At 34.4% G+C, this 21920-nt stretch carries 16 protein-coding genes; all 16 read right to left on the reverse strand.

Annotation, left to right across the window (positions count from 1 at the left end):
• Nucleotides 1–4698 (reverse strand): hypothetical protein, encoded by a 4698-nt coding sequence (locus J8M14_RS00805; RefSeq protein WP_211072446.1) that lies wholly within the window; start codon nucleotides 4696–4698, stop codon nucleotides 1–3.
• A 10-nt stretch (nucleotides 4699–4708) separates the two neighbouring features.
• Nucleotides 4709–5134 (reverse strand): GPW/gp25 family protein, encoded by a 426-nt coding sequence (locus tag J8M14_RS00810; protein ID WP_247672517.1) that lies wholly within the window; start codon nucleotides 5132–5134, stop codon nucleotides 4709–4711.
• 4 nt (nucleotides 5135–5138) lie between these two features.
• Nucleotides 5139–5429, reverse strand: coding sequence for a PAAR domain-containing protein (locus J8M14_RS00815; RefSeq protein ID WP_211072447.1), 291 nt, complete (start codon nucleotides 5427–5429; stop codon nucleotides 5139–5141).
• 7 nt (nucleotides 5430–5436) lie between these two features.
• Complete coding sequence (vgrG, locus tag J8M14_RS00820) at nucleotides 5437–7227, reverse strand: type VI secretion system tip protein VgrG (RefSeq protein WP_211072448.1); 1791 nt, start codon at nucleotides 7225–7227, stop codon at nucleotides 5437–5439.
• A gap of 47 nt (nucleotides 7228–7274) precedes the next feature.
• Nucleotides 7275–8024: a hypothetical protein gene (locus J8M14_RS00825; protein ID WP_211072449.1), complete on the reverse strand. Its 750-nt coding sequence runs from the start codon at nucleotides 8022–8024 to the stop codon at nucleotides 7275–7277.
• On the reverse strand, nucleotides 8024–8185 hold the full coding sequence (locus tag J8M14_RS00830) for a DUF5908 family protein (RefSeq protein WP_211072450.1): 162 nt from the start codon (nucleotides 8183–8185) through the stop codon (nucleotides 8024–8026). The genes J8M14_RS00825 and J8M14_RS00830 overlap by 1 nt, the downstream gene beginning before the upstream one ends.
• 12 nt (nucleotides 8186–8197) lie before the next feature.
• On the reverse strand, nucleotides 8198–8650 hold the full coding sequence (locus tag J8M14_RS00835) for a phage tail protein (RefSeq protein ID WP_211072451.1): 453 nt from the start codon (nucleotides 8648–8650) through the stop codon (nucleotides 8198–8200).
• A 28-nt stretch (nucleotides 8651–8678) separates the two neighbouring features.
• Complete coding sequence (locus J8M14_RS00840; protein ID WP_211072452.1) at nucleotides 8679–9146, reverse strand: phage tail protein; 468 nt, start codon at nucleotides 9144–9146, stop codon at nucleotides 8679–8681.
• A 40-nt stretch (nucleotides 9147–9186) separates the two neighbouring features.
• On the reverse strand, nucleotides 9187–10167 hold the full coding sequence (locus tag J8M14_RS00845) for a hypothetical protein (protein WP_211072453.1): 981 nt from the start codon (nucleotides 10165–10167) through the stop codon (nucleotides 9187–9189).
• Nucleotides 10168–10198: 31 nt separating this feature from the next.
• A complete protein-coding gene (locus J8M14_RS00850; RefSeq protein ID WP_211072454.1) occupies nucleotides 10199–11110 on the reverse strand; it encodes a hypothetical protein in 912 nt (303 codons plus the stop codon).
• A 26-nt stretch (nucleotides 11111–11136) separates the two neighbouring features.
• Nucleotides 11137–12546: a phage tail sheath family protein gene (locus tag J8M14_RS00855; protein ID WP_211072455.1), complete on the reverse strand. Its 1410-nt coding sequence runs from the start codon at nucleotides 12544–12546 to the stop codon at nucleotides 11137–11139.
• A 26-nt stretch (nucleotides 12547–12572) separates the two neighbouring features.
• Nucleotides 12573–13901 carry a hypothetical protein gene (locus J8M14_RS00860; RefSeq protein WP_211072456.1) on the reverse strand — a complete coding sequence of 443 codons (1329 nt, stop codon included), beginning with the start codon at nucleotides 13899–13901 and terminating at the stop codon, nucleotides 12573–12575.
• Nucleotide 13902: 1 nt separating this feature from the next.
• Nucleotides 13903–14538 carry a DUF4255 domain-containing protein gene (locus tag J8M14_RS00865; protein WP_211072457.1) on the reverse strand — a complete coding sequence of 212 codons (636 nt, stop codon included), beginning with the start codon at nucleotides 14536–14538 and terminating at the stop codon, nucleotides 13903–13905.
• Nucleotides 14539–14758: 220 nt separating this feature from the next.
• Nucleotides 14759–15448 carry a helix-turn-helix transcriptional regulator gene (locus J8M14_RS00870; RefSeq protein WP_211072458.1) on the reverse strand — a complete coding sequence of 230 codons (690 nt, stop codon included), beginning with the start codon at nucleotides 15446–15448 and terminating at the stop codon, nucleotides 14759–14761.
• A 243-nt stretch (nucleotides 15449–15691) separates the two neighbouring features.
• A complete protein-coding gene (locus J8M14_RS00875; RefSeq protein WP_211072459.1) occupies nucleotides 15692–16687 on the reverse strand; it encodes a type IX secretion system membrane protein PorP/SprF in 996 nt (331 codons plus the stop codon).
• Between the two features lie 36 nt (nucleotides 16688–16723).
• On the reverse strand, nucleotides 16724–20119 hold the full coding sequence (locus J8M14_RS00880) for a T9SS type B sorting domain-containing protein (protein WP_211072460.1): 3396 nt from the start codon (nucleotides 20117–20119) through the stop codon (nucleotides 16724–16726).
• Nucleotides 20120–21920: the final 1801 nt, after the last annotated feature.

Consider the following 21920-nt stretch of genomic DNA (forward strand, 5'->3'; position numbering starts at 1 on the left):
TCAACTTAATTCAGATGACTTGTTACTACTTATAGACTCGTACTCCAGTGAAGGGATATTTACTTGACCAGTATCTGGGCAATCCTCTTCATCAATAACAACACAAATTTGTCCAGCTGTCAATATAGACCTAGCAGTAAGTGGTTTTATTTCTGATCCGCTTTGCCCACCTTCTGTACTCAATTCCAAACTTGTAATAAAATCCACATAGTCCAATTGTTCTACAAAACCAATTACGTCGGAGAATAGGACTGGCATTCCAAAAGCAATTTTTTCTGAGTCTCCTAAAAACCAAGGCGCTAATAAATTAGTAATATCTTCCTTAAGCTTTTGCTTATAAAAATTTTGGGATTTCCCGCGATACAAACGCACATTAATGTCGACATTAACATATTCATACCTTGGATTCATTACCCTAATTCTTGCAAAAGGAGAGATTTTTTTGCGCAAATGGTTTTCTATTTTTTCCAAAAGGCTAACAGGTACTTTAGGTTCTAATTGATTTCCGGATACAAGTTTTGTTAAATCAGGTATTACAGTAATCACAATATATCCAGGGGCAATTTCTAAGTCTCGATGATATTCTATTGCCGAAAGCCCCATAGTATGACTAATACATTTAGTTTTATAAATTTCAGGAAAACCTTCTAAAACAACCTTTTCATAATCATTAAGCATCAAAGCTCTACCTTTATGTTTAAGATGTTCGCTTACCCGAATATAAAAGTGTCCTTCATCTTCTGGCTGTCTACCATCAAATGATGGATACAGTTGTTCAACTTTTTTTACACTAAAATCTCCTTCAGATAATTTACTAATACTACCTGCTTCTAATGCTTTATTTAATCTACTAGTATCATTACCTTCACTAAACCTTGCTGAAGCTTTTGCAGCTTGTGTATGTATACCAATAGTTTCTGCAACCGCTTTAGCATTTTGAGGAGTAGAAACCTTAATCCAATGTAAATTATCTGGCATTACCGTATTACCGATCTTGTTAATATCGCCGGGTAATGCTATTGTAACAATTCCTGAAACTGTTAACCCGTTTGTCCCGTCAGAAATGATATTAAATTCAGGCAATAGCGCTACCCAATTATTGTTTGTTAAATAGTACCAATCGAGATCTGCACGATCTATTTCAGAATTTGCCGTTGCCTCTGCTAATTGAAATAGTATGGAAAGATTTCCTCCTGGGTTTAGATTTTCTATCCCAATAAATAGTGTTCCTTCATCATCAAAAAAAGGTAAGAGCGTAGGGTTTTGCTCAATATCTTCAAGCTTTGAAGTATTCTCAAAAGGATATAAATGTACTATCTCAATATCATCTTTACTAGCGATCGCCTCATAATCAATATATAATGCTCTTATAAGTGGTGTATAAGGCTCTTTAGGGAGACCCAAATCAAGTGTAGTATCAAACTTATCAAGTACTGACTCTATTTTTGTACATATCATTTCCACTTTTAACCGAATACCAGGATTCTCAGTATCACTACTATTCATACGACCGATAATGATGTCTAGTCTTCCTATGATAATATCTATATTATCTTTTACTTCATCTCTGAAGTTTGCCAAAGTTTCTATATTAAACTCCTCTAGATCATCTTCAAAATCATTAAGTGCTTGATCAAACAATCCCAACAAAGCATTTAGGTTGATCACATTATTCCATCCATCTGCTAATAGGGGTTGAGCGGCAGCAGGATTTGGAGGATCTGCTATTAGAAAGTCATTTGCCTGAGATAGAGAACTTTGGATCGTAAGAGATAAATCGATGAGTGGTAATAAATCAGGTAATACTGTATTTACCAAAGGAATTCCATCCATTTGTGTCTTAAGGTTTTCTAACAAACCAATAACCCCTTCCATGTCCAGGATTATACTATCAATAATTGCTATTGTCTCCGTTGCTAAAGTTTTAGCCTCTTCTAATTCTTGTAAAGCATCTGAAATAGACTTAGGATCAACCAAACCTGCGAGAGCCAACAACTGACGAGTCAATACAAACGTAAAACGGTTATGCTGAAAACTAACTCCTGCTAGTGTAAGTCTTATAAAACCTTTTCTAGTATTGACTGTTAATGGTTCTAAAGGCTCAATTGGCATTGATTTTGGATTATAAAGATTTTCAGGAGTAAAAGTCCTTTCCATTCTATGACAAAAAGTTGCTTGATCTTTTGGGGTCAAGCAAGGATTTGGATCATTTGCTAAATCATAGCTTTCAAACAATCTTAAAAGTTCGGGGCGCGTCTCTTCATCTACTAATTTTGGAGTGAGGTCTTTTTTCCAAGTTCCGTCTTCTAAAATACTTGTAAGAAATCTAAAACTACCATTCTCAATTTCAGTACTACCATCTTCAAATTCAGGGTCCTTATAAAGCTCATAGTGCTCTTTTAAATCAAGAGGTTTATCTTTCCAGGTTGTATTGATCCAGAACTTTTGCCAGTTTTTACAGAAAATCTCTTTACTACCTATATAAAAGTTTGCTCCACCATCAACAAACCATTTCTCTTCTTCATTTTCATCCAGATATAATCCACCAACTTTTGGCCTTGGACCAAAAGGCTGAATAGGTTTGTTAACATCTTGTAAGTTGTCATCATTCTGTACTATTAGATTTTTAACTCCACAGACTTTTACATCAATTTTGGCATCAACCAATTTTAACTGTTTTAAAAAGTGATATGGTGACAAGAATTTTTCTCCGTTAGATTGACTTCTTTTTAGGCAACACGCATCATCTCCTTTACCCAAATCATTGCATTCTATTTCTACATCTTCATTGATTTCAATCCTGACTAAGGGGAAAGGGGTTTTTAAGTCAAATTTTTCCTTTAAGTTTTCTTCATTATAAAATACTATTGCAGGATCTCCAGCATCTAAATCAACATTTAGTTCAAATTCAATTTGACCTGGTAGTGTCAACTCGTCTTCTGGTGGTAGATATATTTGTAATGTAGGAGTTGCAGGAATCCAATCTTTCTCTCCACTAAACCATACATTGAATAAAGAAACATTTTTTGTCTCACGAGTTGAATCAAACGTTCTAAGACACCTTCTTAACTCTGCTTCATCATTCTGATCAAAAATTAACTGGCAACTAATTGGATCTTCAACTTTAAAGAAAGTTTCTAAATCATTTTCCTCTATTTTGTATGGGTTACTTTTGACTAATAAGCTTGAAATATATTTTTTGGCAGTTAATGATAAATTACATTCTTCAAGAATTTGGTCATTTATATTGAAAACAGTTTTTTCATTTTCTACGACCAGTTTTGTTTTTATATCATTTAATATTTCATTTATCTCTGCAGGAGTTAACGCTCCATCATTATTTAAAACATCACAGCCAAGAAGAATTTTTATATTTCTTTCCCCTTCCTGCAGTAGAAGCACTGGTGATGATAATACAAACCCTAATCTTGCCTTAGGATGTTCTTTTATAGTAAGATTATTACTTTCTGTATTCTTACTAAATTTTGAGCCTAATGTTGGCCAATTAACTGATTGATCTTTTTTGAATTTTTCTCCTAACCCGTCGGCCGAATTAGCAACTGGTGCCATATATACTCCTTCGATATAGGTATCATCAATTATTTTATTAAGAGAAAGGGTTCTTAGATCACTTATCTGAGCCTTATCAATAATTATCTCTTGATCAAGTCCAAATTGAATATCTTCATTATTAACATCTTTACCGTTTTTAAGTAATAAATCTTCTTTTAATAAATATTCATCCAAATGGTTTGCAATCTCGAAAATTACATGAGCTTTATCAGGCTCTGCTTCTTTTGGAGCAATTTTTAATACTTGTTGATAGAAAAAATCCAGGTGCTTTTCCCCTAAATTATTTATATCTCCCTGAAGATTTTTAAACAACTCCAAAAATGTAAACAATAAGCCTAAATGTGGTTGATGTCTTTCTTGTAAGGACTCCTGTAAAGGACGAAGTGCTTCTTCGATAAAATTAGGTGCAGCACTAATAATATCCTGAAACCCACTTAGTAATTGATAAAATATAGAATTGATCGTTTCTGCGGCAATCAGATATGCTTCCTCTTTTCCTTTTTCTGACCGTTGTATGCAAACATCATAAGCATAAACATCTTCAACTTTTAATATCCAAGGTGATACTAAAAAATCCGAAAAACTCTTTTTAGTGACACACAAAAAAGTAGCACTAGCATTATAAACAGTTATAAAAGTTTTAAGAGGTTCTACAAATGATGATTTAATAATTGCTAAAAGAGAAGTAGCAAAACTGTTCTCTTCTTTTTCTGTATTGTCGTATAATCGGTCTACAGGAATAATAAATTTATTATCAATAAAAATCAAAAGAGACTCTAATCCTTGCTTAGATGGATTGTTTTTTAATTCCTGATAAAGTGTTTTATATTCGGTTTCAATTGCATTGATCGAAGTTTTTCCTAAAACCGCTAACTGAAAAGGTAAGCTACCTTGAAAAAAAGAAGTCCAATTTCCTATCTCTTGGTACTCTCCTTGAATATCATCTTTTATAAGTTCATAATAGTTAATTTGTTGCGCATATTTACTAATAATATATAATTGATCTGCCAATGTTTTTCCATCAATTGGCACTGAATCAGAATCCAATGCTTCAATGATTCTGGTTCTTTGACTCGTCCCTGTTCTATTAATTAAGGGATGTGATATGTTTGATGGTTTTTTCATCTATGCTTATTTATATCCCTTGATCGGCTTCTCTTAAATAGAAATCATATACAAAATTATATCTTGAATTTGTGCCTTCTATTTTATAATGAACTGTGATCTTTAATAACCCTTCTATTAGTTCAAAGGATTCTGCCTCAGTAATATCTACTCTTTCCAATAGTATTCTAGGTTCATAGAACAAGATTGCTCTTTCTACCAGGTCTTTTAAAAAACCTATTAAGGAACTATCCATGCTCTCGAATTGATAATCCTTCAAATTACATCCATATTCCGGTTGCAATACACGTTCTCCTAAACTTGTAGAAAGTAATATTTCAAGACTTTGTTCTATATCTTGTTCTGCGCTTACCAATTCAACAGTTTCACTTTCTTTATCAAAAGTCGGTGGAAATGACCACCCTGTACCCAAATATGCTTTGTTTGTATTCATCATTTTTTTATCCTCCTATCATTACGGTTGGCAACCCTTGAACAATAACTCCTGTATGCGCTGTGGTATCCCCCTGTCGTGCCGCTGGTTTGCCTCCTATGAATACAGTAGATGAACCTTTGACAATACTATCTGGTGGGCCTACACAGACACACAAATCACCGACTACCGCGGCAGGCATTCCTCCTATTAATACTGTTGGCACTGAAGGCCCTGTTATTGGTCCTCCTACATGGGGTACTGGTCCGGTTGATTGTGGACAAGTATGCATATCTGCTATTCTTGCTGCTGGTGGCATATTTTTATCAGTTTATGTTGACTAAAGATCCTTTTACTTCTGTTATTCCATCTGCAGAAACTGATGTTGTTGCTCCTTTAACTTCCATACTGGCCTGAGCCGTAGCAGAAATTTGTGTCGCTTCAAGTGTCATATTCATTCCTGCTTTTATATCTATATTTCCTGATGCTTCAATTTTTATATCACCAGGGCTATTAATTTCGATTCCATTAGGGTCAAACTTGGCTATATTATCATTTTGATCCTGTATAGTAATAGATGTAGTATCCTCGTCTAAGGTTATACTATTCCCTGCAGGAGTATCTATAGTGATCGTTTTGGTATCATCATGAAAGTGTAATCGCATCCCGGAACGGGTTACAAAACCTTTTTCGTGATTTACATCTTGTGCTTCTATAGGTGCTGGTTTAGCACTGCTATGCAACATTCCTAATACAACCGCATCTCTAGGGTCGTCATTTATAAAACCAATAATAACCTCATCTTCAATTTCTGGTAGAAAAAATGAACCTCTTCCCGCTACTCCGTCATCCGCACTACCAGCGTCTAAAGTTGCTATTCTGGCCCATACGCCTCTTGCAGAATTATCTATAATTGGTAATCGAACCAGGATTCTATTTTCTCCTTCCGGATCATCCTGTAACTGTACAACTTTACCAATTTGTAATCCGTTAATTGCGGGTAACAATCCTGATGCCGGTATATCAGTAACATCTTTATTAATATGAGCAAAGCAATCAGGATCTAATCCAAACTGTGCTTGAGTAAACCAAGATCCTTCATATATATCGTGTCGTACTGCAGAAACATAGGCTTTACCATTGAACCTATTGCCTACCCCTTGTAATTCTATTAATTGTCCAGGTTTGATTTCTCCAAAACCAATAAACTTTGCTCTACCTCGTATTTTAGACAATCTACTTCGTTGCATAGTAGATTTTGTCCATTCTTGTAATTCTTCTTCAATGGCTTGTCCTGAATGTCTTAGTTCATATGTTGAGGGACTAATCGATCCAGCAAGGTTTTGACCATCAACATTTCCTAATTCATTGATTGGAACACTATCAGTGGTATGTTGAAACAAGTTCTGCCCTCCATAATCCCAAGACTTAGCTTCCACAGATTTCCATTGGTTTCTGGCATCCATTTCTGCTTCGAAATCAATAAGTGTGGACCCAAACAAAACCGCTATTGCGGCATCTTCATTTGTTTCTGGTGCTTTTACATTTATCTTTCCATCATCAACCATTACCAATTTAGCATTTGCCTCTGCACGAGTTAGTAAAAAATCCCAATCTGTTGTATGGTATTGAACCATTTCCAGGTGTTTAAGATTAGTTGCTTCTACATCTTTACTTAATCCTGAATATCTACCAATAACTTCTTCCATAATTTCACTATCCTTGCGCTCTTCATAGTAAAAATTATGTCTTCCTAGGGTCATCTTTACAGCTTCATCTCTACAATCAAGAATTAGCCGTGTTTCTCCACTTTGTAATACTTTTATTGCATGTTTTATAATAATACCTTTAAATAACTGCTCGTTTTCTCTATCACGCCCAAGTTTAACTGCGATTGACTTTCCAGGTAAAAACTCTTCTTCTTCACTAATTTTAAAAGTTTCTGCTGCAGAATCACCATCTCTAAGAATAATCTTAGCTGTTGGTATCCTATTTATTTCTTTTGAAATAGAAATAGATAACACTTGATATCCCTGATCCACTACTTGACCATCGATAATAATATCATGCGTTGTAACATTATGAGTTGTTTCTACTGGTATCTCTCTATCATTCATCCGTTATCTCTTTTTTTAAGTCAGATGGAATTTGTACAATTATCATTTTATGAACTTGTCTTATCAATTGGCGGAAAAACCAATTCTCGCCCTGGGGTAATTTTACGGAAGGATGTTAAACCATTTGCCTTTGCAACCTGAGTAATATATTTACTATTATTATATATATCATATACCATATTATCTAATCGATCTCCAGCTTTTACCTGTCTGGCATGGGTTAAATCCGGTGAGCTTTTTCTTTCTCGTGCAACGCGTTCTTCCTGTGCGATGTAATTTAAAAAAGTAGCACTTGCTTTAACTCTTAATGGTTCTCCATTAGATTGAAAAAGTGTATAATTTAAATCCAGGTTAGATAGAATACATTGAAACTTAAAACCATCACCCCATTTCACTTTCAAGAAATGTGGTTTATGAATATCTCCATTCATATCATAAACTGTATTCATGAAAATCTTTAGTTGTTCTTTTACAGACAATGGTGATTCTTCAAAAGTCTGGTCTCTAACAAAATTTTTATCTAGTTTAGAATTATACCCCTGAATACTGTTGGTACCATCAAAAATGAAATCCAACTTTAGTTCCTCTGGTTTAGTACCAGAATATCTTGAGTCTGTACTCTGATTACCTTGTCCTTGTTCCTGATTAAATTCTACTTTAAAATTCTGTGTAAAACTCTCAGGGTTTATGGGTAAATAAATTGGATTAGGTGTAATATCCGATTTTGAACTAGCTGCAAAATTTTCATTGTCAAAAGCCTCAATTGTAATCTTTGCTAATTGTCCACTATCCTCCATTATCTTTCAGATTTTTCTTTTAATATTTCAAAAACCTTCTCAACAATTCTATCTATTTGAGATTCCTTGCCACTATTTCCAGATGCATTATTTGCACCACCTGTATTACCGCTTTGATTTACAGTAGCCCTGATAATTAATTCCCGAATTTCTAATGGCATAATTTTACTTTTTTAACTTGCTGCTACGAGCTTGAAATAATTATAGTTGAGTTCAAAGGTTTCAATAAGCACTTCTCCTCTTTCTGCATTGAGTTCAGTTATTTTCCAACTAACAGGCCATACATGTGATAATTGCCAATGCATAAGTGTATCGTGATCCTCATTTAACAGCTCTACATTTACATTACTAATCGGTTTAACAATTAAATTTTGAAAAGCATCCTGACACCAAGAGGTTAAACCTGAATCTTTAGGTTTAATGATTCCTCTTTTTAGCGTTAATGTTGTATACTTACGCCTACCAGGGAGACTGTGTTCAAATCTATTTTCACCTCCTTCTTTTAAGGATTCTTTTTCGATTTGAACATCTAATCCTGATACTGACTGAAACTGTACATCAACATCTTTACCTTCAGGCAAGTTTTGAAAAGACACTCTGAAATGAAAACCTACTATTTGATACATCTAAACTGATCCTATATTTATAAAAACACTAATTAGCCTCCTGGATTTTTAACCCTTCATGAACTAACTCCATAGTTTCGATTGCTACTTCATTAGCGTCCGCTTTAAGATCTGTTGATTGAACTTTACTTGGCCAAGCGTTCTCCAGTACCCAGGTAATAATTGGTTCATGATTTTCATCCAATAATTTGATAGTCACTGGACGTCTATATACAGAACCTGTGTTATTACCTTCCTGAAATTGATAGGTTTTTTGCCACTCGGTAAAGAAGTCAAAATCACCCTGGAATGTTCCTCTTTTTAGGGTAACGTTACTGTACTTAGTAAGTCCAGGTTGTTTTGTTTTATTATACTTCTTATTACTTCCTTCTCTGTATTCTATAACTTCTGTCTCAAAGTCTAATCCACTAACTTCTGTAAATCCGATACGAAAACCATCACCCCATTCTACTTGAAAATGAAACTTTGGTAGTGGATAATCTCCTATTGCTGCCATATTTTTTCTTTTTAGTTTTTATTTTAATTTTAAAAAATAATTATGCTTTCTCCGCCGCTTCTGCCGCGCTGATAGCTTCGATAAGGCTTGTTTTTTGAGACAAACATCTATCACTTTGTTCTTTACTTGATACCCAATCATCTTTCAATTCAATAGTTTTATGAACTGCTCTAGCTAGGTCACTTTCGATATTTTTATAATAATCACTTTCACTAATCGGGAATACAGGCATTGGTTTTACAACTGTATCATCACACGGATATGAATAATGATGATCATGACGTGGTTTCTTTTTGCGTTTTTTGGCTTTATCGTCATCATCGTCATCATCTCCATTACCATTATGACCATCATGATCATCACCACAGTCATCCATATCATTACCTTCTTTAAAGATGCTTTGTAGACCTTCTATTTTATCTTCTAAACCTCCATCTCCACATATTGATTTACATAAAAGATTGGCACATTTAAAAGTTTCCATAAGTTTGGTCAAAACTGCATCCAGCATATCACAAACCAAGATTATTTTTTGTTCATAGTCTTCTATACACGCAATTACCTCCGCCTTATCTTCATCACTTGTATTTTTAAGGCATTCTACGGCTTTCTTAAAATCACTGATTTTATCTTTTAGGCCTGGTTTATTATTTTCGTATGTAAAAAAGCAATCAAAAATACATTTGACTAACCCAAAGAGTTTACCCAGTTCTTCTGTGGCAACTTCTGAATTATTACATACTATTGTGGTTTGATCTAAAAAGAATTTTAGTTCGTTTACAATAATGTCGGCTTTTTCATCCGTATCTTTAATTATCTCTTCCCAGTTTTTAAGTCTGTTTTGCCATCCTAGAGAATTTTGGTATTCCTCCTCATCCTTGGCAGTTGTGGCGCTTTTTTTAGTGCATTCTATACTTACTTGCTCTAATTGTTCTTTCCATAAATCCAGACAGTCTCTGGTTTCCGGATCACTACTATCGCTATCATAACAGCATGCATTGTCTCTTAAAAAATCTATCATGAGTATTATTTTTTCTAATTATTGATAAATACTAATCCTTGTCTTTAGTTTGTCTGTGTTGATGTCGATGCTTTTTTCTTACATCATAACCTCCGTAATCAGAATCATAACAGTTCACAACTTCGCTACATACATTCAATAAATCACAACTGTATTTTCCTTCGCAAACAAAATCCTTAACACCTTCCAGGCCTTCTTTTTTAACACCTTCAGCCTTTTTATCACAAACTATTTGTGCAAGTTCTTCCTCAATAGTGGTAAGTTCACCTCTACACTGTACTACTTCTGTAGAAGTAGATGCTATATTACTCTCTACAGTATCTTTGAAGTTTTTCATAGCAGTTGCTAAGTTTGTAGCAAACTCTTTAAGGCTATGGGTATTGGTAAATGTCTGAACACCAGCTATGGCTACCGCAGATTCAAAGGCGTTTTGTCCTTTTTCATTAAGATCTTTGGTCTTTTGCAAAATATCGTGCAAATCCCCATGAACATCTGCTTTTTCACCATCTTTTGTGGATTTTCCTGTCTTAGGTAAAATCTTATTCTCAAAACAATTGGACATAGCACAAGCTGCATTATGTGCATCTTCTATTTTAACACGCATTTCATTAAGCAGTTTAGAAGTGTCTTTGATTAGTGTTTCGATTTCATCATCCTTCGTAATATATTCATCTACATTACTCTGAATGATTTGAGTCTTTTTATAGCTTCCGATGGTTACACAACTTAGAATATCCTGATATACTCCATGAGATTCTTCGGCTTTATCGAGACCACATACTTTATATCTCCGAGCTGCTCTTTTTGATTGTCTGAGTATCTCGTTTGCATCATACATACTCTCTGCGGTCTTCATATCGCTTTTAACGACCTGTAGGCTTTCGCATATCACTGTATCAGCATTGCGAAGATTACTACCATCGTTATTATTCTTACTGGCCATATTAAATATTTTTAATGTTTATTGATTTATTCAGATAACATTTTATGGCTGAACCTTAAAATGATAAATTCTGCTGGCCTTACTACTGCCATTCCTATCTCTACGATCATTCGACCTTCCCAGATATCCACTTCGTCCATAGTTTCATTTAATCCAACTTTCACGAAGAATGCTTGTTCTGGAGTGGTTCCCATTAAGGCACCAGCTCTCCATTGCTGTACCAAGAAGTTATCGATCATGGATTTTACTCTAGTCCAGGTATTAAGATCATTTGGTTCAAAAACAAACTGGATAGTTGCTTTCTTTACTGACTCTTCTACCATGTTAAAGAACCTTCTTACAGAAACATAACGCCATTCATTGCTATTCCCCGCAAGTGTTCTAGCTCCCCATATTATAGAAGGACCTCTGCCTACAAATGAGCGAATCACATTTACAGATTTACCAGAATTGGAATCAACATTTAACCCTTCTTGTTCCTCATCTGTAACCTTCAACAAAGGTCTTAGTACAAGATCTATATTTACATTAGCAGGTGCTTTCCAGACTCCTCTTGAATTATCCACATCAGCATACTTACCTACCACTGCCGGAGATGGTGGCATTTGCATCGGCAAGTTTCTTAGTGCATTCTGTGCCTGAAAATACAACGTGTTATTTTCGGATTTTAATGAAGCTAGGTCACCTGCAGATACTCCTGTTCCATCAATTATTACATTAGCATCCCCATCTCCTTCTCCTCCGTAATAGTAATTTAAGGTAGTCTCTATATTAGGAAAGTATATAGCTCCGTATTTCAGCTTATTTTCTTCAGAACCGGTTATTGACCTCATAGGGCCAACATTGTCTATGGAATTAGGTTCTAAAGCAGAATCCATCCAAATATCCATTACTGTAAAGCGATCTTTCAGCTTTTCGCACATTGCTACGGTTAGATTAAAGAGCCCATAGAAAATTCCTGCATTATCCAAACCTTGCGCGTCAGGATAAACATATAGCGTGATTTCATCTATTTTCTCCGTTGCATTAAGTCCATCAGTAAGCGCACCATCATCAACTAATTTAGTTTGATAATCTCCTACGGAAACAATCCAGCAAGGTCCTCCCCCATTTGCAAAAAATATTTGAAGAGCATAATACATTTTATACTTTGATTCCTTTGTTGGATCAATAGCTGCTTGTATAATAGGCGGAGTAGCCAGGCCATTGATTACCACTGATAATCCTTCTTCTACAGCTGGCATCCCAAAAAGTCGCTCGTATTCTAACAAAGAACGTATCCTTTTTGGCTCTAACAACAACTCTTCTCCTGTCCTTTCATCCTTGGCTTTTTCTGTATAACCAATAAAAGCAGGAATAGCGGTTTCCACCTGTGCGATCGATGGCGGAAGTTTTGGAATTTCTTCTATATAAACTCCTGGTGTTTTGTAATTCATAATATCATTTTTATAAAAAGTTCCATTTAATTATTCAATAATCTGTTTGATTGATTAATAAAGATCTCTGAGAAGATTCTATCTTTCTCCACTTTGATGGAAGGCATTCTGGGATGCGGTAACATCAATGAACTTCCGTTCTGGAAGGGAACAAGGGCTGCGGTTAGTGCTTTAGGCTTTTGGGATATTAATTTTTCTGGTTCATGATCTAAAAACGAAGATGTAGCGGTTACTTCTGCAGGACTAAAATCTCCTTCTTTATTGTATCGCCAATAGGTACTTCTATTTTTAAATCTAATTTCAAAAACCGGATGTTTTATTTTTTGATCTGCGGCATCAATTCGTGTTTTGAGAAATCCTTCATTATCTATAAGACTGAAAGGTGAGTCTTTTTCATCCATTCGAATATCTATTATCGCAAAATAATTCTTGTCATAAAGATCATTATTTAGATAAATGGAATGCACTATTTCCGGGCCGCCATTTATTCTGACTTTTAATTTGTAAAACCCAGAAGGAATATCATCAGACATATTATCATTCTCATCAACTTTTACAAAATTCAATAAAACACTATCCAAAATTTCGGCAGGATTTGTCTTAGTAATAGTTTTTATCTCATTATCGCTTTGATCTAGTAATACAAATTCTACGTCTGTGGCATTTTGCGTTAATTGAAATCTATAAGCAAACTCGTGTGGCAACAATATTCTATCAGCATCATTAACATATCGTTTATCATCAATATCAACCCAATGATTAGCATCACTACCATCTGTATATTGAACTGCCTCTCTAATTGTCCCTGAGAAATCTATCAATGCCCCCATTTCATATAACCGACCATCTTCATGAACAATTGCTTGATTAGAAATAGGAAGTGATGTATATGCTGGTACCGTAGTTTCATCAAACACTTGTTTGTCTTTATTGGTAAAATAATAGATGGAAGGAAGTGAAGATCTTAGACTAATATTCGTGATACTTTTAAAAAAAGAGGCACTAGGTTTTACCGAGAAGGTAAGATTAACATCATCATCAATCTTTAGATTTGGTTTATATAATGTTACTCCTAATTTATTTTCTACGGTTATCTGAACTCCTACCATAAAGCCCAAGGAAGTCTTAGCAGTAACCAATTTATAGTTACTTAAGACTTGTTTGGTGCTTCCTACTGGTTCTATCTCAAATAAATTCTTAACATCATAGGCATCCAGATCAAGTTTTTTCGTAATTAAATTTTCTTTTTCAGCTTCGTTTTTATTAAAAAAAGAAACTCCGTCAGCCGTTGTTAAAAAATAATCATGTAGTATATGAACTTCGAATAGCCTTTTAAAAATGATCGTGTAGCTCATATTAGTTATTTTTATTTACAAATGAATCATTTCTAATTTCTTCAATAACCGGAGCAATAGTTCTAGTGTTCTCTTGAATCTTAACTAGTCTAATTTTATACATTGCAAAGGGTACTTGTTTACCTCCTAAGGAACCCCATAAATGATTAATCTGTTCGAAGGTTAATGTATACAGTTCTACATTAAGCCTTATTTCATCCTTTTTCTCTTCAGGGATATTAGTATCATTAGAGATTGTATTAAAAGGAGAATTTTTTACTGTAAAACTTTTCTTAGTCTGAAAAAACTGGACAACAATCGAAAGTCTATGTAATGCAAATTCATAGGCATCCTGCAGATCCTGACCCAATGTTGTCGATATTAGTATATATAGGTTTAAAAAAACCGGAGGTTCTATATATTTAACACCATTAGAGGTTTTAAGAACATTACTTCTATTTTTTAATGTACTTTCTTCTTCAGTATTTACCAGGGTGATGACAACTTTATTATTTAAGTCACCTTGATTATCACTATCCATTAAGGCGATATTATGTAGAATAATATCATCCTGAGTAATTGAATCTCCCGGTCTTCTATTTCGGAAAACATAATCACTCAGTTCATCCCTTAGTAATTTTAGGGCCATCCCAATCATAAAAACAAGCACTATTTTTTGAATGATTTGTGGGGAGACAAATCAAGATTACACAAGGCAGAAATTGCCACTAAAATTGTTTCGCATTCTTTTCAGTTGATTTAACTGAACTGTCAAGAGTATCAAATTTTCAAAAAATAATCTAGTAATACAATCCCTAAAAATGGTGATTTTATTCTTATAAATAATTCGTTAACAACAGGTTAAATAATTCTTAAAATCAAAGTTCTAACACTTTTGACGCTTCTTTTATTAATTGTGCCGTGTTTTTTACCTGAAATTTCTGAATGAGATGTTTACGATGCGATATAGCTGTATGATTACTTATAAAAAGTTTATCAGCTATTTGTTTAGAAGAGAAGCCATCGGCAATAAGTTTTAAAACCTGTTTTTCCCTAGAAGATATTGTCATCAGGTGATCTTTAAAAAAACCACTTCCTCTATGCCCTCCATGAACCTGTAGACAACGTTCTATTTGTTCTTTTTCGGACTCATCAAAAAAATAGTTTATGGCGAATACTTTCCCTTTTAGCTTATACACCAGGATTTCGTGTTTTAGACTAATCGAATTCCCATCCGAGTCTATAATATGATATTGCAGTGTTAATATATCACGAACTAATGGTGTAGAGAAAAAATTGTATACTTTATTCTTAATCATGGATAACTCATTGGGAGCTATAATAGAATACCAAAAATCCCACCCCTCATCGATCAATCTTTGAGCATTATGGCCAAAAACTTTTTCGAAAACTTTATTACAATACAAAAACTTATTTTCCTTAATCAAGTAGATCCCAATGATTAGTTTTTTTGAGAGCTCACAGGTAGTAAATATCTTTGAAATTTCTGAAAAGAAGATTCGTTCATCCACCCCCGAAGGTGCAGAAAATTTAGTGTTTAGGTTCATAAGAGTGATTTGTTTAGTGTGAAAAAATATTGGTTTTGGTTGTTGTTATAAAGTTCAATATTTATTTCCTCAAACACAAGAAACTAACCCAGGGATTTAACTGATTTTATAGGGGGTTTTTCCCTTTTCTAAAACAGAAAACAAAAAACACTTATCATTATTGATATGAAATTCAAAATAGTATTTAGTAAAGCTATCAATAACACCATATGTTTTGATTATCCATGATTAAGAAGCTACCATTCAATTTACAGCAGGGCAGTAACATGCATATCTCTTCGGTCTACAAGAAAAATCAAGACCCAAAGTTATTTGATGAAAGCCTCCATTATTAAAAACTACATCATTTGATTGATATGAATATGTATATGCTATCAGAAGTTTTTTGAAATTAACTCCTATAAAAGGAGTTATGTAATTTAGACTTTGGCTTTTGAAATCCGTTCCGTCAAAAGTTTCTACAGCATCCAAACTTCTTCTGTAAGACAAGCCTCCCCATAATTTTCCAAAATCCATATCGTGATATGCCTTTATATTAAAATCTATAGAAGATTGTTTAATTCCATCTCGATATGAATACAGAACAGAAGGTTCGAAGGTCCAGTCACTATTGCGTTTACTTATTTCATAGCCAATAGACACAAGATAATTCCTTAGGTTACTAGTGATTTGTAAATCTTTATTAACTCCTGAGTTTTCTAGTATATTCTTAGCAGTTACGTGAGCATAGAAATTATATAAATGATAAGAGAATCCAAAATCAATATTAAAATTACTTGAACTTAGTGTAAACCCTGATACCAATAAGTCCCCATCCGCTACAAAACTACTTTGATCATGCCTGTACTGAATTAAACCTGCACTGAGACCAAAGGAAAGCATATTAAGATCCGCTTCGCTTCTGGAAAACATTAAATGATGGGCGTATGTCAGATACCCTCCGGTCTGGGAATAATATCCGTTCTTATCTTGATACACAATTACACCAATTCCTGATTGATCTCCTACTCTACCGTTATAATTTATTGTACCTAATCCAGGGGATTCACCCTGACCTAACCAATTTTTACGTGCTGTTAAACGTATCTGCGAACAATTAGCAACCCCAGCCATAGATGGGTGCAATAAGTAATAATTATCTGTTAGATAATCAGAATATATAGGTAAACCTTCTTGTGCAGTTGTAACTCCCCAACATAATACGACCCAAACTTTAAATATTCCCGTTAAAAATTTCATTTTAGTTTTGTGTGTTAAGTAAGAAAAGTTTGTGCTTTATCGTATTAATGAAAAGTGACCTCGATAGCTTGCAGAACCATCTTTGTATTGAGCGGTAAACCAATAGTCTGTTGCCGGCTGATTTATGTTGTTATACGTTCCATCCCAACCTAAAGGATCATTGGGGTCTACTTGTGCGAGAAGTTTTCCGTATCGATCAAATATAAATATATCCATATCCGGTATGTCAAAATCAGCTATCACATTCCAATAATCATGATTACCATCATTATTGGGTGTAAAAAAATCAGGAAAACCTATAACAAAAATTTCTCTTGTGATCTCTCCACAATTATTTTTATCAAATGCCGTAACTTGATGAAGCCCAAGTGATACATTCTGAAAAACATTATCATCCTGTATAGGGCCTCCATCTAAACTGTATTCATATTGTCCGGAACCAATCACAGTTGCGATAATACTGTTGTTATTTGCAAACTGACCAAAAGACAATTCCAAAATTAAATCTTCAGGACCAGTTATCGCTTCAATACTAGTAGTTGCTACTCCTGAACAAGCAGCTGAAGAACTATTAGTAAAGGTTACCATATACTCTCCTGGTTCCGTGGCTATAATACTTGAGTCAATTTCTTCAGGGATTATAGTTCCGTTAAAAGTCCACTCGAAAGAATAGTCATCAGTACTTAAAAAAGTATCCAAAACAATAAAGCTATCATCCTCAGAAGCATCGATGCAAATACCTCCTGATGGTAATTCCACTTCTCCTTCATTTGTTATATTGACAAAGAATTCGACTTCACTGATACAGCCTCTTGCACTAATTTCTTGTAAATACAGCGTTTGACTAGAAACTATAAGATCTCCAGGGTTTAATTGATTACCTGTACCATTAGGTCCGGTAAAATAACTTTGTTCGGCAATTATCGGTGGCAGAGGGAAGCTTCCACAAAACTGATCAGAATCGCTTACTGGGGCAATCGGATTTGGCAGTGGATTTATTGTAATATTTAATACAGCTTCATCGCTACAATTAGGGGTGGTACCCGACTCCGCATAAATATATATGGTCTGACTAGTAATAATCTCGTCTCCAACATTAAGAAGTGAACCACCTCCATTAGTAGCTGTATAATAATTTCCAACGGTTAAGGAAGGTAAAATATAGCGTTCACAAACTTCTATATCAGTAACAACATCCACTATGGGATTAGCCAAAATTGTTAATGTGACCGGAATACGATTACTAGAACAACTCGTTGCACTTTCGAATGCTTCTGCATAGTATGTATACTCCCCAGGATCTGTTTGAGCAGGGGTAAAAGGAATACCCGTAAATACCGGTGTAACTTCTGTCTCCGAGGTATACCAATTCACTTCAATTCCTGCGGGAACTTCGACGGTTAGTTCTATAGAAAGGCTTCCCTCACAAATTGTTGGGTTATTGGGATTAGTAGGGTTGTTTATCACCCCACAGCCTCCGCAATCAGGAGATGTAATATCAAAAGAATCATTGCATCCATTGTTATCCAGTGAAATAGTAATATTTACTCCTGATGGTATATCTATTATTGCATTACCCGATACAGTTCCTGAACTAGTTGTGATATTAGCCGTATTAGGATTTGGTGTAATAGCAACATTATAGGTAGAACCATCTGAAGAGCAGTTTATAGATTCTATAGTTAATTCAGGAGTATCATTAATTGTTACCTCTATATTGGCGGCATCAGAACAGTTTGTACCACTAACAGTATATGTGTATATCCCAGATGTATTTATCGAAGGGTCAAAGGTTCCTTGATCTCCATTAGTTAGTACACTTGGACCGCTCCATATTCCGCCGGTATCCGGGGTTCCTGATAATAAATCGAATAAATTTACTATAGTATCAGATGAACAGTTATCCAATGTTCCATCACCTCCCGCATTAGAATTACAGCAATTCACCTCATAATCAAATGGAAGTGTTATTGATCTACATCCTGCATTATAAGTAACCTGTACGGTATAGGTAACATTGCTTCCACTCGGGCAGATTTCTATAGTATCATTGGTTTCACCAGGCAATATGACACCGTCTTCTAACCATTGATACGTAAAATCATTGGTAACCTCACAACCTCCACCCTGGTTAGAAGGTGCTGCCGTTAACGTAATGCAAGACCCTGTACAATTAGTTGTTCCTCCGCCATCATTTATGACCATATCAAAACTTAAAGGACAAGATTTACGAACCACCAAATTATCCACAGAAACATATTCAGCCTGTCCTGAATCTGAATCTCCAGGAGTAAAATTACCAACCATTAAGTATTGCTCTCCGCCATCTGCACAAAAACTATAGTTAAAATCCTGGCATTCCTCTGTAATCATTTGTCCACTTGGATTAATGACTTGAGGGGAACCATTTACAAGAGAGCCCGTACCCATAAAAGTTTGTCCACCATTATCATTATCATATTCGACAAATCCGTTTCCTGAAGCATAGGTGTTATTATGAAACCAAAAAGCCAACTTATCGGTATCTGCCCCTCCTTCTGTCCTTCCTCTTCTTGTAGAAGCTCTAATAGAAATACAATATTCTTCTCCTGCTTCTAGAGGTTCATTTAATAATGTCTGAATATATTCTGATTGTTGTCCTCCACTAAAATGAGCCCAGTATCCTACTGACCCAGATCCATCCATGCAACCTATTGATCCAGTATTCGTACAATTAGCAAAATAATCTGAAGTAGGAAAACTAATATCATTATCAATTCTTATAGCGGTACCAAACCAATTCTCTACCGGGGTTTGATCGTACCAAAGTCTTGGTATTTGATTAGTGCTTCCGAATCCTGTGTCTGGAGCGGCACCACAAACGACACTAATTGTAGTTTCAAAATCACCATTAGAAACTATGCTTCCCTCACAAACATCTGTACTAATACAAGGAGTACAATTAGGACCACCACAATCCACAAATAATTCTCCATTGTTTAATATCCCATCATTACAGGTCTCCGGTATCGTACAACTTATCACTATCTCAAAACCATCGGCTACTTCAGTTTCAAACACCCCAGGAGAAATAGCAATAAACTGAATGGTTATACAAGTTGCATTAGTATCATATATATTTTGAGGAGAATTCGTGTTAGAGTCAAATAATACAGCACCGGTGGTATCACTACCTTCATAAATAATTAAATCATCAGTATCCGAACCAAAAGTATTACTTCCTAATCTCAATGCATTTATGGTAAAGTATAGGTCAGTACCCGTTGCAGCACATACGGTCATAGTATAATTAGTCTCAGTATAATCTCCAGATGGCCCTCCATCATCATATATTATTGCATCACAAGTATTTATTGTTGTGTTAGAAATATTAGTATTTTGGGCATAACAGGAAATTGAGAAAAAAACAGACAGCAGTATGTAGCGGCACATTGGTTGGGTTGGGTTGAGTTTGTATAATTTTAGTATATCCTCTATTGAGGTTATATCGTATACAAAAAGATTAGTCATGTCTTTTTGTAAGATTCTATTTTATAAATAACTTGATCAAAACATCAAAAAGAAAATACGCTCTATTTCTTTATATCTTAAAACAAAATTATCTTAAAACCATCAACCAAATCAACATTCATTATCAATGATTATATCTAAAAAAAGTAATATTCACTTATCATAATGTATAGTTGGCTAACAAGTTTTGCAAACGTTTTTGTCTAAAAATTAGTATCGTATTAACAAGCATTTACGAATAATTAAAAAAATGTTAACAATATTAAATAGTTGCCGGTTACTGTTCAACGTTTTAAAAAGTAAATATAAAAAGAAAAGCCTTCCACAATTATGGAAGGCTTTTCATCTTTTTTGGGGTATATTATTATGTAGTACTTGGGGTACTTTTTGGGGTTAATTAGATACTCTCTTTAGTTGGTAGATTAGGGTCTTATAACTAATGTCCTCACATCTAATTTGGTCCCTGATATTCTAAAAAAATCGTATAGATCTTATTATCGTCATAATCATCAAAATACTATCTCTTAAGAACATCGGTGTTTTTTAATTACAATACTAATATATGAAAAAAATAAGATAAAATGCAAATAAAATCGATGAAATACACAAATTTTAACAATTTAACATTAAAAAGATGAATTTAAAGGATCAATTTATTATCAAAACCAGGTGAAACACCATACCAAGCGTATACACTATGCTACACTTATAGTAGCTTATTCATATGAAAACAGAATATCATGGCATAGCTATTCGCGGAGCATACTGTCAAGAGCAGAATTTCTTAAACTGTCTAAGATAAGGGATTATAAATCTGTTGTTTGGTGCTCTACTGGTATAATTTGTTAAAAAAATAACAATCGAATGTAGGTTTAGGGTACCCAAAAGAGTGGCTAACCCACCCTTGGAGCTTGGTATAGGGGCTATCAAAGCTTCGATGGTCGATGGTTTTTGCTAGGTGTTACCGAGGTTTGGACTAGGGTCATCGATGGTTTAGACTACCCCAAGCTATGGTTTGATAGTCCCTGATCGAAGGGTAAAGATACCCTAATCGATGGTTTACCCTCGGATGCATGATGCTCAGAGTTTCGAAGTACCGAGGTTTTGACTACCCTGATCATAGGTTTGAGCTCCGCTACCCTACCCTTAAGGGTGGGTTTTAGGTGTTTTGGTGAGTTTTGTTAACAGTTTTTGTTAAAATTGATTAGCAGGAATAACGAGATATTTTGATCAAAATAAAAACTTCTAAATAATATTAGTTTTTTCATACGTTGCACCACTTAATTCTTTAATTCGTTTCGCTGAGGATAACTGTGACTGGGCTAATAAAAAATGATCCGCCCATAATGACGATCTTTTTTTACCATTAAGCTTTAATGTATATATAGGCTTATTGTTTTTAAGACTTAGTAGGTTAGAAATCCTGAAAATGGTTTAATTTTTTTATCATGAATCGTTTCTTCAGAAAAATAGGAATAATAAATATGGACTCCATGTTTTTTTGATAAACATTTGATCGAACCGGGATAAAAAATAAGAAACCATCTTTCTAACTTAACTAATTAATTTCACGAAATAAATTAATAGTTTAGTACATAAAAATTTAAGAGGCAATAATGTATTCTAATAATTATAATATAAACTTATCTATTCATTTATTATATGACGTTGCTAACTATATTAATATAAAATCTCCATTTTCATAATTACTTTGTTTTTAAAA

It is taken from the genome of Aquimarina sp. MMG016 (genome assembly GCF_018100805.1).
In the GTDB taxonomy this organism is placed as follows: domain Bacteria; phylum Bacteroidota; class Bacteroidia; order Flavobacteriales; family Flavobacteriaceae; genus Aquimarina.

Excerpts from the sequence above, each read along its gene's own strand:
- J8M14_RS00805 (WP_211072446.1), bottom strand. The coding sequence starts at position 4,698 with ATGAAAAAACCATCAAACATATCACATCCCTTAATTAATAGAACAGGG.
- J8M14_RS00810 (WP_247672517.1), bottom strand. The coding sequence starts at position 5,134 with ATGATGAATACAAACAAAGCATATTTGGGTACAGGGTGGTCATTTCCA.
- J8M14_RS00815 (WP_211072447.1), bottom strand. The coding sequence starts at position 5,429 with ATGCCACCAGCAGCAAGAATAGCAGATATGCATACTTGTCCACAATCA.
- vgrG (WP_211072448.1), bottom strand. The coding sequence starts at position 7,227 with ATGAATGATAGAGAGATACCAGTAGAAACAACTCATAATGTTACAACG.
- J8M14_RS00825 (WP_211072449.1), bottom strand. The coding sequence starts at position 8,024 with ATGGAGGATAGTGGACAATTAGCAAAGATTACAATTGAGGCTTTTGAC.
- J8M14_RS00830 (WP_211072450.1), bottom strand. The coding sequence starts at position 8,185 with ATGCCATTAGAAATTCGGGAATTAATTATCAGGGCTACTGTAAATCAA.
- J8M14_RS00835 (WP_211072451.1), bottom strand. The coding sequence starts at position 8,650 with ATGTATCAAATAGTAGGTTTTCATTTCAGAGTGTCTTTTCAAAACTTG.
- J8M14_RS00840 (WP_211072452.1), bottom strand. The coding sequence starts at position 9,146 with ATGGCAGCAATAGGAGATTATCCACTACCAAAGTTTCATTTTCAAGTA.
- J8M14_RS00845 (WP_211072453.1), bottom strand. The coding sequence starts at position 10,167 with ATGATAGATTTTTTAAGAGACAATGCATGCTGTTATGATAGCGATAGT.
- J8M14_RS00850 (WP_211072454.1), bottom strand. The coding sequence starts at position 11,110 with ATGGCCAGTAAGAATAATAACGATGGTAGTAATCTTCGCAATGCTGAT.
- J8M14_RS00855 (WP_211072455.1), bottom strand. The coding sequence starts at position 12,546 with ATGAATTACAAAACACCAGGAGTTTATATAGAAGAAATTCCAAAACTT.
- J8M14_RS00860 (WP_211072456.1), bottom strand. The coding sequence starts at position 13,901 with ATGAGCTACACGATCATTTTTAAAAGGCTATTCGAAGTTCATATACTA.
- J8M14_RS00865 (WP_211072457.1), bottom strand. The coding sequence starts at position 14,538 with ATGATTGGGATGGCCCTAAAATTACTAAGGGATGAACTGAGTGATTAT.
- J8M14_RS00870 (WP_211072458.1), bottom strand. The coding sequence starts at position 15,448 with ATGAACCTAAACACTAAATTTTCTGCACCTTCGGGGGTGGATGAACGA.
- J8M14_RS00875 (WP_211072459.1), bottom strand. The coding sequence starts at position 16,687 with ATGAAATTTTTAACGGGAATATTTAAAGTTTGGGTCGTATTATGTTGG.
- J8M14_RS00880 (WP_211072460.1), bottom strand. The coding sequence starts at position 20,119 with ATGTGCCGCTACATACTGCTGTCTGTTTTTTTCTCAATTTCCTGTTAT.